Origin of the sequence: Aliivibrio sp. SR45-2 (assembly GCF_963890165.1) — a bacterium.
Taxonomy (GTDB): Bacteria; Pseudomonadota; Gammaproteobacteria; order Enterobacterales; family Vibrionaceae; genus Aliivibrio; species Aliivibrio salmonicida.
The window spans coordinates 16,711-32,949 of the sequence record NZ_CAWPRC010000163.1; the positions used below are offsets into that span (position 1 = coordinate 16,711).

Here is a 16,239-nt window from a genome sequence, read left to right on the forward strand (position 1 = left end):
ATTACTAAGGGGTAAACAGTCAATGGATTTGAACATATATCAAGTGGACTCTTTCACAACGGAAGCATTTAAAGGAAACCCTGCGGGTGTTTGCATTAGTGAAAGTGGGCTAACAGAAGCATTAATGTTGTCTATTGCTGAAGAAATGGCGGTATCGGAAACTGCTTTTCTATCGCTTTCCAATATGAGATTAAGGTGGTTTACCCCTCAAGTTGAAGTGGCTTTGTGTGGTCACGGTACTTTGGCTGTTGCACATGTATTAAAAGAAATCGGCTTAGTTAATGTAGGTGAGAGCGTTGTTTTTAATACATTATCAGGTGCGTTATCTGCGAAACTTCAAGATTCAACCATTGAATTAGATTTTCCATCAACCACCATTTCGTTTGATACGGTAAAGAATGAAGCGTTATTGGCGGGTTTAGGGATTAATGAAAAAGAAGTTATCTCACTCGGCCAGTTTGATTCCAAAGAGTTCATAGAAATAGAAAGTGAAGAGGCACTATTGGCATTGTCTCCTAATTTTGATGGGTTGAAACAACTTACTGGTCGTGGTGTGTTAGTTACAGCGAAGTCGTCATCGGATGAATTGGATTTTGTTTCTCGTTATTTTGCACCTTGGGTAGGGGTTAATGAAGATCCGGTAACTGGATCTGCGCATTGTGCATTAACGGTCTATTGGGCTGAAAAGCTAAATAAGGCCACACTTATGGGTTATCAGGCCTCTTCTCGTGGTGGTTACGTTGGTAGTGAACTTCTTTCTAATGGACGAATAAAATTGATTGGTTCTGCGGTAACAACGATAAAAGGTCAAATGTTCGTATAATACATTGAGACTCTATAATGTATTGATTCATATGAGAGAGTATAAAAATGATTGTGTGTGAAAGTGAAAGAGTGACAGTTCGTCAATTTACGTTGGATGATGCGGAATTTGTTATTGAATTACTTAATGACGATTCCTTTATTCGTTATATTGCAGATAAGAAAGTACGCACAATAGTCGATGCTGAGAATTATCTTAAATCTGGTCCACTGGCAAGTTATGAAAAAATAGGGTTTGGATTAAGTTTGGTTATGCTGACAGAATCAGAAACACCGATTGGCATGTGTGGTTTACTTAAGCGAGATGAGCTTGAGTTCCCTGATTTAGGTTATGCATTTTTACCTCAATATTGTGGTAAAGGTTATGCACTAGAAGCGGCGAAAGCGGTATTAAAAGAAGGCATGAAACGTCATTCTTTATCTCGTGTTTTGGCTGTTACCTTACCTCATAATAAACATTCTAATCGATTGTTACAACAAGCCGGTTTTACACAAACGGGGATGGTTGAGTTGTATGATTGTCAGAATAATTTGTATCAATATGTATAAAAATCATCATCATCAATAATAAAAAGGGGAATGATGACATTCCCTTTTTTAATGGATTATTTTTGAGAGTTAATAAGACCCAATAAATCTTGAGTTGTTCCGGTTTCTGATAAGCGGGGAAAGATAATATTCACACTATTGCGATGTGCATTGATATTGAGATCTGTCATTGCATCAATCGGTAGCGTGACGTTGTAACCTAACTCCCAAGCCTGACGAGCGGTCGATTCTACGCCGATACTTGTTGCAATACCTACGATCACAACTTGGGTTATATCATGTGATACTAAGTACGATGCTAAGTCAGTATTTGTAAATGCACCCCATGTTTTCTTTGTGATGATATGATCACTTGGTGTTGGGTTTAACTCATCAATCAAATGACTCCAATTGGCAGGAAGTTTACTGTTTGAGCCGATCTGTTCAGTGCGTCCTTGAGCAACACCAGCAACGTTGACTAATATAATAGGCAGTTTAGCGTCTCGAAATGCGGTTATTATTTGAGAGGTGTTGTCTATAATTGTCTGCGTAGGATGACAAGTATTTAGCGCGACGATTCCTTTTTGTAGATCGACAACGATCAATGCAGTTTTAGGATCAAAAGCAGTAATAGCCATAACAACTCCAATGAATAAATGGTGAGTTTAAAACGCTAATGTAGCGTGTTTAATTTAGTCTTGAGAATGGCAATTTAGTTCCCATTAAATAGTATATGCTTTAATAAATGCTAATAAATGTGGAATGCCTGATTGGCCATTTCGTTCTGCTTTCCAACATTCATAAATTGCGGTTTCATGGGCTGAAATTAGTTCAAATACTTCAATATCTTGCGTTGCTTGACTAGCCCAATCTCGATATTTTTCCTCATAAGGTTCTACCCACTGAGCTAAGGTTTCTACTAATTCTTGCCATGGTAAATCAATCCATTTCTTAGCGTCATTCAATCCTTTTTCAATCATTAGGCTATCATCTCTATTGTATGAAATAGCGTGTCGATTTAAGCTCACTTGAATCAGATCTGCCGTGAGGATTTCCACTTGAATTAATGATTTCCATAATGGTATAAACGTTGAATCCGAATAATATTTTGCGAAGTAAGTGAAAAAAGAAATGCCATAAACTTCGCCTTTATAGGCAGTGTGAATACGTTCTATCATGGATAACGCCTGATTTTTATGAAGTAAATTGATAGTAGAGGTTTACGTACATTTCACAATGTTTTTTATATAATTAGTTATAGTAGTCATGATAGTTTTTGGTTATGTGATTCAAAGAATCATGCATATAAATAGGTAGTTATGGACAGCTTTTTTAGTAGTGAGATTATTCTTTCTAATTCGACTTTCTTTTTCTTTATGACTCTGTTATTGACAGGGTTTCTTCATATACCGCTGTGGTGCGGTAAAAATTTATCAAAAATACAATGGAAGAAAGTCGATTACCTTTGGCCTTTAGTCGCAGGAATTGGTTTGATGGGGACGGTATCAGAGGTGAGATCAAGAGTCGCTAGTGATTGGGCAGAGACTGAACATACCCGTGCTGTTTTAAGTCTTGAATCTATTAATGACTACACAGTCAATCAACTAAAGAGCTTTCTTTGTGCGAGTGAACCGAGGGTCGATAGAGGTGTTGAATCACAACAATCTTGTTCATGGTTTTTAGATTCAGCAAATTACTTGCAGTCGGTAAACTTTAACGAACTTCCTAATCTTACGTTTGATAGTTTACCTGAAATTACGTTTCGCTCAGAGCTGATAGAGTCAGATGTCATGTGGTTGCAGGGGATGTTTGATAATTACCAGAGTCAGAAGTACGCGTATGAAAGTACAGTACTCGAGACGAAGAAGCACCCACTAGAGGAACTCTTTTGGTATTTAAGCCCTTACTTAATTTGTATTGCGATTTCTGTACGTGTTACAAAAGTATCAGCAGAATTAAAAATGGAGAGACAAGAAGGATGAGGTCGAAAGCTTCCGATTGGGGGCGAGTATCAATCAATGTTGAACGCTATTATAAGATTATTCACTAGCGATTAGCGGGGTACCTGGTCTGTCCAGATGCTATCAAGCTCACATTGTGACTAAGGAATAATGGTTTTCCCTTATTTAAGGGGTATTTTTATTAATGTAAATAAGACGATTAATAAAATACTAAGGACATGTGATGCTCAATGAAAATTTATCTGGCTTAGAATTAATGCAAGCAATGGTGACGGGGGATTTTCCTCACCCATCGATGGCTGACGTAGTTCCGATGAAAATCATCTCAGCAGAATATGGCAAAGTGGTCTTTGAAGCGATGGCGGATGATCGGCACTTGAATCCATTGGGTGGGGTTCATGGTGGCTTCTTTGCCACCGTAATGGATTTGGTTACTGGGTGTTCGGTGCATACAACGCTCGAACCTAATATTGGTTATGGAACGATTGATCTTCATGTGAAAATGTTAAAAGCGATACCGAGAAATACGTTATTGATTGCGGAAAGTCGGGTGATACAGTCAGGTTATTCATTGGGAATATCAGAAGGCAGCTTGAAAGATAAGTTGGGTAATTTATATGCGCATGCAACCGCGACTTGTATGATTTATCGAGGAAAATGACGGTATTTAATGATAGCCTATTGTTAGTATCAATGATTTTTATTGTTTTAAAGAGGGAATGATATGACGTATCCAATTGTAGGCTCTTGTCAATGTGGGCAAGTAACTTATAAATTATGTGCAGCACCAAAAATGGTGATTGCTTGTCATTGTAAGGAATGCCAAAAATTATCGACAGCGCCATTCAGTGTCACCGCTATTATCGCAACTGAGGCGATTCAATTTGATGGTGAGTTAACTGAGTGGAGCCGATTAGCTGATAGTGGAAATCAAAATAGCACGAAGTTTTGTTCAACGTGTGGAAATCGAATTTATCAATATAATCCTGATGATTTAACAACCATAAAGCTGAAATTAAAACCTGTTGATGTGAAAGATGATCGTATTTTTGAGCCGAGTATGCATATTTGGGTTTCTGAAAAATTGAGTTGGGTCCAAATTCCTAAGGGAATGGTGACGTTTGATAAACAACGTTAATGATAAAGATTAGGAGCTCATGTGTTATTTAAGTTGATTTTTCTGTTTGCCGCATTAACGCTACATGGTGTAAAGAGATCCCCTTATCCGCCGACATTTCTCTATAGTATTCCTCTGATATTAATGGGGTTAATGTCGGGTGCGTCTTTTATTATGAGTTTGATTGGTGGCGCGATAACCCTTTGCGTTTCATTTGTGTATTTTTCATTACTTACTCATTTTTCAAGTGGTACACAGCATTACACGATTATTATACTTGGTGGTGGTTTATTGATTTTCTTTGTTTAAGCACGAGCACAACGATAAATTAAGAATGGTATTGGATTTTACAAGGATGAAAGAGTGACGGTAACGGAAGAGATAGAGAATACTTTACTGACCTTTATTAAGGCTGAAATGGCGCAAGATCTCGCTCATGATATTAATCATGTTATGCGAGTAGTGAATACAGCAAAAATACTTTGTGAAGAAGAAAAAGCGATAAAAGAAGTGGTGATCCCTGCCGCGTATTTACATGATTGTTTTTCGTTTGAGAAGAATCATCCAAACCGCGCACAAAGCTCATTGTTTGCCGCAGATAAAGCCATTGTGTTTTTGAACCGTCTAAATTATCCCACTGAGTATTTAGAAGGTATTCATCACGCGATTATTGCTCACAGTTTTAGTGCGAATATTGAAACACAGACAGTAGAAGCTCAGATAATTCAAGATGCTGATCGATTGGATGCATTAGGGGCCATTGGTATTGCAAGGTGTATTCAAGTGAGTGCTAAGTTAGGTCGCCCTTTGTATTCTTTTGATGACCCATTTTGTCATGAGAGAACACCAACCGATGGGCTTTATACTATCGATCATTTTTATACGAAGCTATTGACGTTATCAGGCTCGATGAAAACCAAGTCGGCAGTCAGAGAAGCGGATAAACGTACGTTAGTGATGCGCGCATTTTTAATGCAACTAGAATCAGAAATTTAATCGATAAAGATAGGCAAGTAAAACAGTGGAAGAGTGAGCTAAAAACAGTATATTTCTATACCATTTTTAGCTTGATCACATTACGCGTTTTTTAGCATATCAAGAGCAACCGCTTCTGCTATTTTAATCCCATCGATACCAGCAGATAAAATACCACCCGCATAACCTGCACCTTCACCACCTGGGTATAGACCTTTGGTGTTCATGCTTTGGAAATCAGCACCACGCTTGATTTGAACTGGAGATGAAGTTCGAGTTTCAACCCCGGTCAGCATTGCATCTTTACTGTCAAAACCACGAATTTTCTTAGCAAATGCAGGTAATGCTTCGCGAATCGCTTCAATCGCGAAATCAGGAAGTGCATCGCTTAGATCCGTCATTTTTACATTTGGCTTATAAGATGGTTCCACGTTTTCAAACGGTTTGCCTTTACCAGAAACTAAGAAGTCACCAACCATTTGTGCTGGAGCATCGTAATTACTGCCACCCATAACATACGCATTGCGCTCTAACTGACGTTGTAGAGCAATACCTTGCAGTGGATCATTATTGAAATCTTCAGGAGAGATGCCCACAACGATTGCGCTGTTTGCATTACGCTCACTACGTGAATATTGGCTCATGCCATTCGTTACAACAGCATGTTCTTCTGAAGTTGCTGCAACAACAACCCCACCTGGGCACATACAGAAACTGTATACTGAGCGGCCATTTTTACAGTGATGAACCAATTTATAATCGGCTGCCCCTAATAATGGGTGTCCTGCATTTTTACCAAAGCGAGCTTGGTCGATCATTTCTTGTTTGTGCTCAATACGGAAACCAATCGAGAATGATTGTGCTTCCATATAAACGCCTTTATCAGACAGCATTTGGAACGTATCACGCGCACTGTGGCCGATTGCCGCAACAACGTGCTTACTGTTAATGATTTCGCCGCCGTTTAGTGTAACACCAGTGACTTGTTCATTTTCAATATTGATTTCATCTACGCGAGTTTCGAAACGAATTTCACCACCGAGTTCAATGATTTTATTACGCATTTGAGAAACCATGGTCACCAACTTATAGGTACCAATATGAGGTTTACTTACGTAGATGATTTCAGCGGGTGCACCAGCGGCAACAAATTCGGTTTTTACTTTAAGGCCTAAGAAGCCAGGATCTTTCACTTGGCTGTATAGCTTGCCATCAGAGAATGTGCCTGCGCCACCTTCACCAAACTGAACATTTGATTCTGTGTTTAATTCACTGGTACGCCAAAAACGGAAGGTATCTTTTGCGCGTTCATGTACTGATTTACCACGCTCTAATACAATCGGTCTAAATCCCATTTGAGCAAGGATTAACGCCACAAATAAACCACAAGGGCCCATGCCGATAACAATAGGACGCTCAGTTAAATTAGCAGGAGCAGTCGCTACGTATTTGTATTCAGTGTCAGGTGAAACACGAATATTATGGTCGTCTTCAAAATTACTTAATAACTGCGCTTCATCAACATCTTGTAGCGTGATATCTAGGGTATAGATTAAGAAAATTTGATTTTTTTTACGTGCGTCATAGCCACGTTTAAATACATGGATATCAACCAGCTGTTCTTCAGTAATAGACAGTGTGCTTAAAACATAATTCTGCAGTGCATCTTCACTGTGATCCAGCGGTAATTTAACTTGGTTGATACGTATCATAATTCACCTGATAGTTGGCATGAAAATAAGCGCGTAGTCTACGTGATCTCTCTCTAAAATGTAATCAATATTGCAGAGTAAAAACGCCAAAAAGACGCATTTTATACCACACCATGCCAATGATGTTTTTTTGCTAATTTTTTCAATACGTTAATTTCGTTTTCAGAACCGAGTTTTAACCATTCAACAAGGTCATCAATCACGGCAGAATGAGTGCGCTGGTGCCCATAGTAAGTCCATGCACTGTGTTGGATTTTCGCGTTTTCTGGGCAATAAAAGAATCCTATTTCTAGCTCTTGAAGGATCAACAGTAGGTCAGTTACGGTTACCCCTTGTCCTGATAAGCAGGCGCTTAGTGCTAAATCTAATGAAAGAAAGCTGGTGTTTCTGACTTGTTGGTTCGGGGGGATTGTTACATCGGCTAACCACATTTTCCAATCATGGTGATCCAGTGTGGGATGCAACCTTGGCATGGTTAATATTGAGTCTACATTCGTACTTTCGGTTGCGATACTTGCGGCACAAACAGGAGCCATGAACTCTTCTCGTAGAAGAAACATATTGGCTTTGGTGTCGTAATGATCTTTTAAACGAGTATGAAAGATCAGTAAATCATAATCTGGCTTATCTAAACATTCATCTTCTTCTAAAGAAGGGATAATCACGATTTCATGATCAGGATAACGTTCATTGAGCTCTCTGACTTTAGGTATCAGCACGCGAGTAGCAAAACTTAATGTGGCTTTAATGACAATGCGTTTTTGTTTTGGCTCTTGCCAAGAGGATAGAACCGACTCAATTGCAGAGTAATTGTCTCGCAGCGCGTGATAAAGCTCGATCCCTTGTAATGTTAGCTCTATGGAACGGTGCTTTCGAATAATAAGCGATGTGTTGAGATCATCCTCAAGTTGCTTCACTTGACGGCTGACGGCACTTTGGGTGACGTGAAGTTCATCCGCGGCTAGGGTGAAACTCATCAAGCGTGCCACGGATTCAAAGGCTTTTAGGCCATGATGTGAATAAGGTAAATTAGGGTAAGGCGTCATAATCTCTTCGCATGATTTTTTAGAATGCCAGTGTGACGGATATATTAATTGAACACTAGCCTTTTAACCCTTAAGTTTGCCATTAATCACAGTGCCTATTTCTTAATTAGAATAAGAGGTTTGGCTTAGTTAATTTAGCGATAAAGAATCAACCTTATTTATGAAAAAGATCTTAGCTTTAGCATTCCCTCTTATCATCTCTCAATTGGTTTCGATGGCATTGGTGCTTACCGATGTGTGGATGATGTCGCGTTTAAGTGTTTCTGCCTTAGCGGGAGGTGGATTAGGTGCTTCTATTTATTTTTTCATTTTTATTATCGCAAGCAGTACTGTGGGCTGCGTTGCGAACTTAATTGCCATCGCTTATGGCCAACGTTTGGCAAGACCTGAATACGGAAACCAACAAATTCGCTTTGCGGTAAAAGGGGCGGTTTTATTGTCTGCGGTGCTCAGCGTTATCTTAATGTTCAGTTTTTCATACGCTCCCGTGATACTAAAAGCGGCAAATCAACCTGAAGAGATGATCACGCTTGCGATGGAATACGTGCATGCGTTGAAATGGGTGATGTTTCCGTCGTTAATTTTACTCGTGTTGCGCGGCTTAACCAGTGCGTTGGGAAACGTAAGATCCATCATGGTGATGTCTGTTATTACCGTTATCCTAAATGTCCCTATTAGTTATGTTTTAACGTTTCAATTGGGAATGGGATTAACCGGTTTAGGTTTGGGTACCGCTGTAGCTGCTTTTGTTGTGATGATTGGTTATGGTATGTGGGTCTTTAAGAATCATGAATATCAAGAGTTTGCACCATGGCGTAATCGAGAGGAATATTCACTTAAATTGATGGCACCTTTATTGGTGATGGGATTACCTATTGCATTAGCCGCATTACTTGAGCATGGGTTAATTTATGGCGGTACACTGATGGCGGGCACTATCAGTATTGCGTCTTTAGCTTTGCACCAAATCTTACTGCAATGTTTAAGCTTTACATGGAATTTTAATTTTGGATTCTCGCAAGCCGCGGCCATATTAGTCGGGCGTGATTTTGGCTCAGAAAATTACGCAGGCATAAAACAAACGTCATTGCATAGTTTTTTACTTGTGACGGTACTCAGTGTCTTCCTCTCCACGGTATTTATTCTTTGGCCTGAGGTTATTGCTGATTTATTCCTGCTTGATGATGGCACGAATAACATGTCAGCGTTGTTGTCTTCTGTTATCTGGGTAGTGGCGTTGTGTTTTATTGTGGATGCATGGCAATTATTAGCGATTAACTTATTGCGAGGAATGAAGATAGTCTCAATGCCTACGGTGATGACAGCGATTGGTTATTGGGTATTTGGTTTGCCTGCGGCGTGGTTTTTAATGCCATTGTTCGGGCTTGCCGGAATTTGGGCAGGTATTGGCGTTGGATTAGGCGTTACTGGTGTGTTGTTACTGATTCATTTAACGGTCGCTATCCGTCGTTACGGAAATGTGAGTGTTTCATCTATTCATACTGCAAATGCTTCTGGTAAGATTTGATTGCCTTCATTTTTAAGGTAGATTCGAGTTCCTTTTATAAGACAGTGTTACGGATATCTAAAATGAGCAAAGATGCAGCGACAATTGCTGGACAAGCAGTGTATACAAAAAAAGTACTTTCCATCTATGATCTTTGGGTATTAGGTTTTTCAAATCGTTACTTATGGAAGTGTTCAACAGCATTGATTGGACAAAAATTTACTGAATTAGCATCGAAGAACCATTTAGATGTAGGGGTAGGGACAGGGTATTACTTAAAGAATCATCTCTCTAATGTTGAAAGAAGAGTGGCGCTGATCGATCTTAATGAGAACAGCCTTGAATCAACAGCGAATGCTATTCAACATTTTAACCCTGAAATGTATCGTCGAAATGTATTAGAGCCGTTGGATCTAAAATGTGAGAAGTTTGATTCTATTAGTATTAATTATCTGCTGCATTGTTTACCGGGTGATTTATCACAAAAAGGCGTGGTATTTTCAAACCTGAATGAACTGCTGAATACTAATGGCGTATTGTTCGGTAGTACAATTTTAGGACAAGGCGTTACTAAAAATGTATTTGCGAGTAAATTAATGAATTTCTATAACCAGAAAGGCATTTTTACTAATGAGAACGATGACGTTCAGAGCTTAGAAACAGCATTAAAAGCGCATTTTTCTGATGTAAAGATTGAAGTGGTTGGTTGTGTCGCTCTGTTTTCTGGTCGTAAAAAATAAAAAACATCCCTGCTTCAAGCATTCAGCATTAACTGTGCTGAATGTTTTTCTTTAAGCCTTTCGATTCCCCTTATGCTTACATGCGTTTAAATCCATCCAACACCACGTGAAATAGAGCCTCGCGAGTTTGTCTAAGCAAGGTTGAATTATTTACCCTTGCAGTCTCTTACCTTTCATATTTTTAAATCGCTTCACAAATTCAATACTAAAATTATGATAATTTTATCTGTGCGTTAACTGTTTTAAATCAAGAGGATGTCATGGGGACAGTAATAGGATTAGTACTGCTTGCATTTATTGCTTATAAGGTAAAAAAGCAAACGGGTTTGCATTTGCATAAGTGGATAGAAAAGAAATATCAAGAGCATGAAGACTCAAAAAAGTGAAGGTGGTGTTACCTTCATCGCTATGGATGGTATTGTTTAGGGAAACGACGAATGTCTTTTGAAGAGAAGTTAATAGCGGCACATAGTGAACTTGAGCTGAAAGGGGTTTGGTCCTCAAACTTTAATCCTCCGATTGTCAGATTACTCCGAAAAGCGGGCTTACGAGTTCGACCTCCTTATTATCAAGATTTTTTTACTAATTTACTGTTTACCTCGTTTTTATTTAGTCTTGGTTACGGGCTGATTAGTTGGTTTTTAACGGGGCAGTATGTAAACAAAACCAGCCAACAGTCAGTCATTGAAGCCATCGCAGGCGGATTGATTTTTGGCGTTATAATATCCGTATTTTATCTTATCCGCCGTAAGCAATTAAAGCTAACGGATTGGAATACATTGAGTTAATGCTATTACGTCGCAAGTTTGATGACATTGTTGTGTTTATAAAAGGAATTTATAATGATTCACACGATTAAAGAAACGGTATTTACCTATCCTCAACGATTGCAGGATGATTGGGCAAAAGGAAAGAAGGAATGGTTACCTTTGGATTTATTTGTACCTACTGAAACTGACGATCACTCACATCCATATTTTGGTGAATATTTTGCGTTGTCCGAATATCGGAAGCAAGGTTGGTTAGGTACGGCATTTTATGCGTTAGGTAATTGGGAACCGAATAACCCAATGTATACGGAAGGCAGAGTATTAATTGCACAGTATATTGATCCGAATAAGCTTTCTCTGTTTAAAGGGCTTCGAACAGGGCTCACATCGGGAGAACCTGATTTGTTCTTATATAAACCGGATAGCTCTCTGTTATTTGTGGTGGTTAAAAAAGAGAACGAATATCTATCAGATGCAGAACTCATTTGTCTATCAAACATTAAATCAGTGTTAGAGTGCGATGTGGAAATTGCCTATTTAGCGGAAGAGAAGAATAACTACAAACCCAAAAGCTATGATATTAAGGTTGTTCAATTTCCTAATCCTTTGGGCGTTTAATGATCGTCAGTCACGCAATGCATAAGGTACAGTATGAATAAGGCATTCGATATTATTGGTGCACCATTTAATCGCGTTGGTTTTGTTACAACCGATGAAAGTACCGTTGACGGACTACGAAAGACAGATGAGAAAACATGGAATGGCTTAACCGAGTGGATAGACGTAAGAAATCAGCGTTGGTCATGTGATATTAAAGAGTTAGGGGATGTGCCTTTAAGCCTTAAAGTTGAAGAGTATCTGTCTCATAATAAGAAAGAATTAGCACTACTCGAATACAGTACGGATTTAAAAAATAAGGTATTAGACTCGTATCGAAACAAGAGGATCCCTATTATTATTGGTGGGGATCACTCTGTATCTGTTGGCACTGTTCAAGCGACGCTTGAGTATTATCAAAAAGAAAGAAAAGAGAAGGTTGCCGTTGTATGGATAGACGCGCACGCTGATTGTAATGGCAGCTTGCAAAGTAACTTACACGGTAAACCGTTGGCATTATTAATGGATAAGTATGGCTACAATGGTTGGTTTGTAGAGCCTGAGTTGGTGTTGTCTCCGGACGATATTTATTATGTCGCCGTTCGAGACTTGATGCCTAATGAAGCAGAGTTGATTGATGAACTCGATATCAGTAATTATGATATGGAAGCGATTGATAACTTAGGATTTAACACGGTTTTAGACCAACTTATGACGGAACTAAACGGTAAATATGACCGTTTTTTTGTGTCGTTTGACTATGATTGTTTAGATGGCGCCTTATTTAGAGCGTGCGCAACGCCAAATGTCGGGGGCTTGTCAGCTCGCGAGGGATTAACTTTAGTTAAGAACTTAGCGTCTAATGCTAAGTTTGTCGGTATCGATTTTCTTGAATACATGCCAGAGCTTGATGAGAGTGGGGTTTCTAAAGAATTGATGATCAAACTTATCGATGCGGTATGGGGATTTCGTTCATAGTGTTAGGTATTTTTTAAATGTGTGGTTTTGTATAGGTAATAGAGTCAATGATAGTTAAACGTATAATAGTCAGCTTTTTATTTGTTCTTAGTTTATTTTCATCTTTTACATGGGCCAGTAACTCGGATGTAAAACGTGCTTTTGATTCACAGCGAAGTGATGTTCAAGTCGAAGGGGTCGGTGAGGTGGTTCGAGTATTGCCTGATGATAATAAAGGCTCAAGGCATCAAAAGTTCATTCTGCGATTAGATAATAATTTAACGATCCTTATTGCTCATAATATAGATTTAGCGCCAAGGATTCCAAATCTAAGAAAAGGTGACAGTGTGACCTTTTATGGCGAGTATGAATATTTAAGAAAAGGAGGTGTTGTTCATTGGACTCATCTTGATCCAAGAAATCGTCATACTCATGGATGGTTAAAGCACAATGGGCGTACCTACGAATAGATAAGATGAGCCTCTTTTTGTTGGTTAAAAAGAGGCTTGGTTTTTTATTGTGTTGTTGTGCAAACGTCTATGATTTCCCAAGGGGAGTTTTCAGTTATTCCTGGTATTTCTAATTGTGTCCACCACTGAGCTTGCCAGATTTTTCCTTGATAGTTCACCGTATCGCCTTTTTGATATACCTCGTGTGTTTTCCATTCTGCAGTTGAGCACAGCGTTAAAGGCTGTGGGTCTCGCATCCAATCGATGATTTGTTTATGGTTAACAAATCTCACTTCTGGTTTTGTTAAGGCGTATGTTATGAATCGCGTTAATACATTTTGTCGGCTTTCAACGGTCGTTTCGGGCATACCGTAATGTTCTTGGCCATTTAAATAACCATAAAATGAAGAATGTAATCCAAGAACTAATGGCGCTCTGTTGCCTTCTAAGCGTAAATCGAGATTGTAACTGTAGATAGCAACAACGTCATTTTCATTTAATCCGGCTGCACCCCAATTTGGTGTCGTGTACAGGTTCCAATCAAAATTATCTCCCTTACCTGATATTGGGTCAAAATAACTGATACGGCTTGCGATTTTGTCTCTGAGTGAGTAGTCCAATCCATATTCTTCTAGTCGGTTATCTGGCGGAACAATTAACGTATGAAGGGGGATTTCCCATAAACCAGGGTAATTGGCTATTGCGGGCTTCCACCACCCATTAACGGCTTGATTATGTGATGGACTGCCATTATCAAGAGTAAACGGCCAATAGTTATTCAATCCGTTTTGTTCTGAAGTTATTCCTGCTGGGAAGCTAACATCATAAGTAATATCGTTTTTTATTATGGCTTGAAGCGTATTGTCATTATAGGTCATGAAAGGAGCTCTAAATCCTGAGATATTGCTCACTCCAATGCCACCGTCATCTGAACTTTGCGTTAAAAAGGTATTGCAGAGTTTAACCTCTTGTTGCCATTGCTCTGCGGTCATCCAAGCTTGGAGAGGGTTATAATTCACTTTATCGTCGGGATGAGTGTCGGTGTGGTTTCCTATATCATGTTTCGCGATAACGAGTTGACGCCATAACGATTTCACGTCTTCATTTTCTCTTGCTGGTTCACAATGCATAAAGAAAGAGGCGGATAAGGGTTGCTCTGCGTATTGATCGTTTCCTTTAGGGTTGTGGTGGCTTTCTAGTTGTTTTATTACCCATGATAATCCATCAACTTCCACGTTATCGTCAAAACCTAAGCTCACAAACATAGGCGCATGAATGACATTTATGGGGGGTGAAGAAGAGGGCGAGACGTTATCTATCTTTTGTGGTGTTGCTTCTGTTTGTAATGACGAGAGCACTAATGTACTGCTCAATGTGAGTGTAAATAGAGTTGATTTAGTCACTTTACCATTCCTTTTAAAATGAAAAATGAGTGTAGTAAAGTGGTATTAAAAAACAAAAAATAGGTCAGAGTTTTACTCGTACATCCGTCGTTCTGCGAGTGTATTCACGGTAGGATGTAAATAAAGGAAATACTGATTATTCGCTTAATTACGTTGGTGGAGATGAGCTTCCCATTATAAAATGCAGCTTATTTTCACTGTAGGTTTAAATTACATGAATAAAATAGATCGTATTGGCATGATTGGTGCTGTCGTTGGGTTTGCTAGTCTGGTTTATATTTTAGCTAATGGCTCGTCATTAAACATGATTCATTGGCCGATAGAGGCGTTATCTGGCTTGGCATTCAGTTTTGCATGGGGCTTTGGTGTACCGGTTTTAGTGGCGTATGTTTTTGCTGTTATCATTTTTATTGCCGTTATGTTTATTGGATCGTCATTAGGTAGAATAGTGGCCAAAAAGATCCTTAATGTTCAGTAAATGAGTATTAGATTCTAGGTATTTGCAAATATGGTACGTTTGAGTACTAGATAATTTGATATAACTAAACCAGACTCAATGTGTGCATTTATGAGAAAGGGATTTTCAATGCGGTCGAGTAAAGTTCATTGGTTATTAGCTTTTGTAAGTATATGCAACGTTTCTTATGCGTTCTCTGCCTCTGAATTGCGGTTAAATCGTTACGCCTATGATGCGATACAACAAGGGTTTAATCAGAAGAACATCTCTATTTATGATAAGAAACGCGCCAGTATTGATAGCTATTCATTAGCCGCTTATACCGATTATCGTGCTTTCTTGTTTGATCTCCCCAATAAAACCCCTGAGCAAGTGAATCAATTCTCGCAAGACTATGCGGATTACCCTTTTTCGGTGTCTATACGTGCGGATTATCTTAATGCAATGATCGCGTCTAAGAACTGGGAAGCTTTGCTACGTTATCAAACCACGCCACCTAGAGATCAAGATTATCAATGTTACTATTACACCGCCTTTTATCATCAAGGAAAACAAGAGGTTGCTTTTGAAGGCGCGAGATCTTTGTGGCTTAATGGCGAAAGTGTTTCGAATGCATGCAATGATCTTTTTAGTTATTGGGAAAAAGCAGGATTAAGAACGGATGATGTAATTAAGCGACGGGCTTTACTGTCGATAGAAGAGAGAAACCCAAGATTAATTACTTATCTAATTAAATTGGTATCGAATAAACAAAGCCGTGTGGATTTAAATGAAATGTATGGCTTATATCAAACACCAACAAAGATAACGACAGTATTTGATAAGAAAGTTGAAACGCCTTTTAATCGTGAATACGCACAAGTGATGCTAAGACATTTAGCAAGGAAAGATACCGATAAAGCGTATTTAGCTTTCCGATTTATTAATGACCATTATTCATATACGAAAGACGAACTCCAAACTACCTCTGAATTTCTTGCCGTTAGGCTTTTTCAGACGACGGATAGTGAAACCATCGAATGGCGAGATGATGTGTTTAAGCGTTCAAATCGTGATGAGGTACTTGAACAACGAATTCGTTTATCGATACGTAAAACGCAATGGGAGAATATTAACTTTTGGATTTTGCGTTTGTCGGATAAAGCACAATCAACATATCGTTGGCAGTACTGGATGGCTCGAAGTGAAATCGCATTAG

General features: G+C 38.9%; 20 protein-coding genes and 1 pseudogene. 16 read left to right on the forward strand and 5 right to left on the reverse strand.

What is annotated here, in order from left to right; genetic code table 11:
* Nucleotides 1-22: 22 nt before the first annotated feature.
* The gene (locus AACV33_RS13855) at nt 23-823 is read left to right on the forward strand and encodes a PhzF family phenazine biosynthesis protein (protein WP_182700325.1); all 801 of its coding nucleotides are present in this window, start codon (nt 23-25) and stop codon (nt 821-823) included.
* A gap of 47 nt (nt 824-870) precedes the next feature.
* Nucleotides 871-1,371, forward strand: coding sequence for a GNAT family N-acetyltransferase (locus AACV33_RS13860; RefSeq protein WP_182700326.1), 501 nt, complete (start codon nt 871-873; stop codon nt 1,369-1,371).
* Nucleotides 1,372-1,427: 56 nt separating this feature from the next.
* Here the strand turns inward: AACV33_RS13860 and AACV33_RS13865 are convergent, their stop codons facing one another.
* Complete coding sequence (locus AACV33_RS13865; RefSeq protein WP_182700327.1) at nt 1,428-1,988, reverse strand: cysteine hydrolase family protein; 561 nt, start codon at nt 1,986-1,988, stop codon at nt 1,428-1,430.
* Between the two features lie 84 nt (nt 1,989-2,072).
* Nucleotides 2,073-2,528: a hypothetical protein gene (locus tag AACV33_RS13870; RefSeq protein WP_182700328.1), complete on the reverse strand. Its 456-nt coding sequence runs from the start codon at nt 2,526-2,528 to the stop codon at nt 2,073-2,075.
* A 141-nt stretch (nt 2,529-2,669) separates the two neighbouring features.
* On the opposite strand from AACV33_RS13870, the gene AACV33_RS13875 reads away from it, so the two are divergent.
* From AACV33_RS13875 to AACV33_RS13895, 5 genes are all read left to right on the forward strand, one after another.
* The gene (locus AACV33_RS13875) at nt 2,670-3,332 is read left to right on the forward strand and encodes a hypothetical protein (RefSeq protein ID WP_023603268.1); all 663 of its coding nucleotides are present in this window, start codon (nt 2,670-2,672) and stop codon (nt 3,330-3,332) included.
* Nucleotides 3,333-3,534: 202 nt separating this feature from the next.
* Nucleotides 3,535-3,972: a PaaI family thioesterase gene (locus AACV33_RS13880; protein ID WP_012550166.1), complete on the forward strand. Its 438-nt coding sequence runs from the start codon at nt 3,535-3,537 to the stop codon at nt 3,970-3,972.
* Between the two features lie 63 nt (nt 3,973-4,035).
* Nucleotides 4,036-4,449, forward strand: coding sequence for a GFA family protein (locus AACV33_RS13885; protein ID WP_182700329.1), 414 nt, complete (start codon nt 4,036-4,038; stop codon nt 4,447-4,449).
* Between the two features lie 21 nt (nt 4,450-4,470).
* A complete protein-coding gene (locus AACV33_RS13890) occupies nt 4,471-4,737 on the forward strand; it encodes a hypothetical protein (protein ID WP_065600595.1) in 267 nt (88 codons plus the stop codon).
* 54 nt (nt 4,738-4,791) lie between these two features.
* Nucleotides 4,792-5,424, forward strand: coding sequence for an HD domain-containing protein (locus AACV33_RS13895; RefSeq protein WP_017022311.1), 633 nt, complete (start codon nt 4,792-4,794; stop codon nt 5,422-5,424).
* 80 nt (nt 5,425-5,504) lie between these two features.
* On the opposite strand, the gene AACV33_RS13900 is transcribed toward AACV33_RS13895, so the two are convergent.
* Nucleotides 5,505-7,115: an NAD(P)/FAD-dependent oxidoreductase gene (locus tag AACV33_RS13900; protein WP_012550170.1), complete on the reverse strand. Its 1,611-nt coding sequence runs from the start codon at nt 7,113-7,115 to the stop codon at nt 5,505-5,507.
* 101 nt (nt 7,116-7,216) lie between these two features.
* Nucleotides 7,217-8,161: a LysR family transcriptional regulator gene (locus AACV33_RS13905; protein ID WP_012550171.1), complete on the reverse strand. Its 945-nt coding sequence runs from the start codon at nt 8,159-8,161 to the stop codon at nt 7,217-7,219.
* Nucleotides 8,162-8,321: 160 nt separating this feature from the next.
* Here AACV33_RS13905 and AACV33_RS13910 point away from each other — a divergent pair, with 160 nt between their 5' ends.
* The 7 genes from AACV33_RS13910 (at nt 8,322) to AACV33_RS13940 (ending at nt 13,202) form a co-directional block, all read left to right on the forward strand.
* Nucleotides 8,322-9,689: an MATE family efflux transporter gene (locus AACV33_RS13910; protein WP_017022312.1), complete on the forward strand. Its 1,368-nt coding sequence runs from the start codon at nt 8,322-8,324 to the stop codon at nt 9,687-9,689.
* A 62-nt stretch (nt 9,690-9,751) separates the two neighbouring features.
* The gene (locus tag AACV33_RS13915) at nt 9,752-10,408 is read left to right on the forward strand and encodes a class I SAM-dependent methyltransferase (RefSeq protein ID WP_017022313.1); all 657 of its coding nucleotides are present in this window, start codon (nt 9,752-9,754) and stop codon (nt 10,406-10,408) included.
* Between the two features lie 260 nt (nt 10,409-10,668).
* Nucleotides 10,669-10,794, forward strand: a complete 126-nt coding sequence (locus tag AACV33_RS13920; protein ID WP_012550174.1) for a hypothetical protein — start codon at nt 10,669-10,671, stop codon at nt 10,792-10,794.
* A 51-nt stretch (nt 10,795-10,845) separates the two neighbouring features.
* A complete protein-coding gene (locus AACV33_RS13925) occupies nt 10,846-11,196 on the forward strand; it encodes a DUF6404 family protein (protein WP_182700330.1) in 351 nt (116 codons plus the stop codon).
* 54 nt (nt 11,197-11,250) lie between these two features.
* On the forward strand, nt 11,251-11,796 hold the full coding sequence (locus AACV33_RS13930; protein ID WP_023603262.1) for a nuclease: 546 nt from the start codon (nt 11,251-11,253) through the stop codon (nt 11,794-11,796).
* Nucleotides 11,797-11,829: 33 nt separating this feature from the next.
* A complete protein-coding gene (locus tag AACV33_RS13935; protein ID WP_182700331.1) occupies nt 11,830-12,753 on the forward strand; it encodes an arginase family protein in 924 nt (307 codons plus the stop codon).
* A 47-nt stretch (nt 12,754-12,800) separates the two neighbouring features.
* Nucleotides 12,801-13,202 carry a DUF3465 domain-containing protein gene (locus AACV33_RS13940; RefSeq protein WP_220488680.1) on the forward strand — a complete coding sequence of 134 codons (402 nt, stop codon included), beginning with the start codon at nt 12,801-12,803 and terminating at the stop codon, nt 13,200-13,202.
* A 44-nt stretch (nt 13,203-13,246) separates the two neighbouring features.
* Here AACV33_RS13940 and AACV33_RS13945 read toward each other — a convergent pair whose 3' ends face one another.
* Entirely contained in the window at nt 13,247-14,584 is a 1,338-nt protein-coding gene (locus AACV33_RS13945) for a carbohydrate-binding protein (protein ID WP_182700332.1), read from the reverse strand.
* Between the two features lie 214 nt (nt 14,585-14,798).
* On the opposite strand from AACV33_RS13945, the gene AACV33_RS13950 reads away from it, so the two are divergent.
* Nucleotides 14,799-15,062, forward strand: a complete 264-nt coding sequence (locus tag AACV33_RS13950; RefSeq protein ID WP_023603258.1) for a hypothetical protein — start codon at nt 14,799-14,801, stop codon at nt 15,060-15,062.
* A gap of 108 nt (nt 15,063-15,170) precedes the next feature.
* Nucleotides 15,171-16,239 (forward strand): annotated as a pseudogene (locus AACV33_RS13955) (transglycosylase SLT domain-containing protein); the annotation flags it as partial.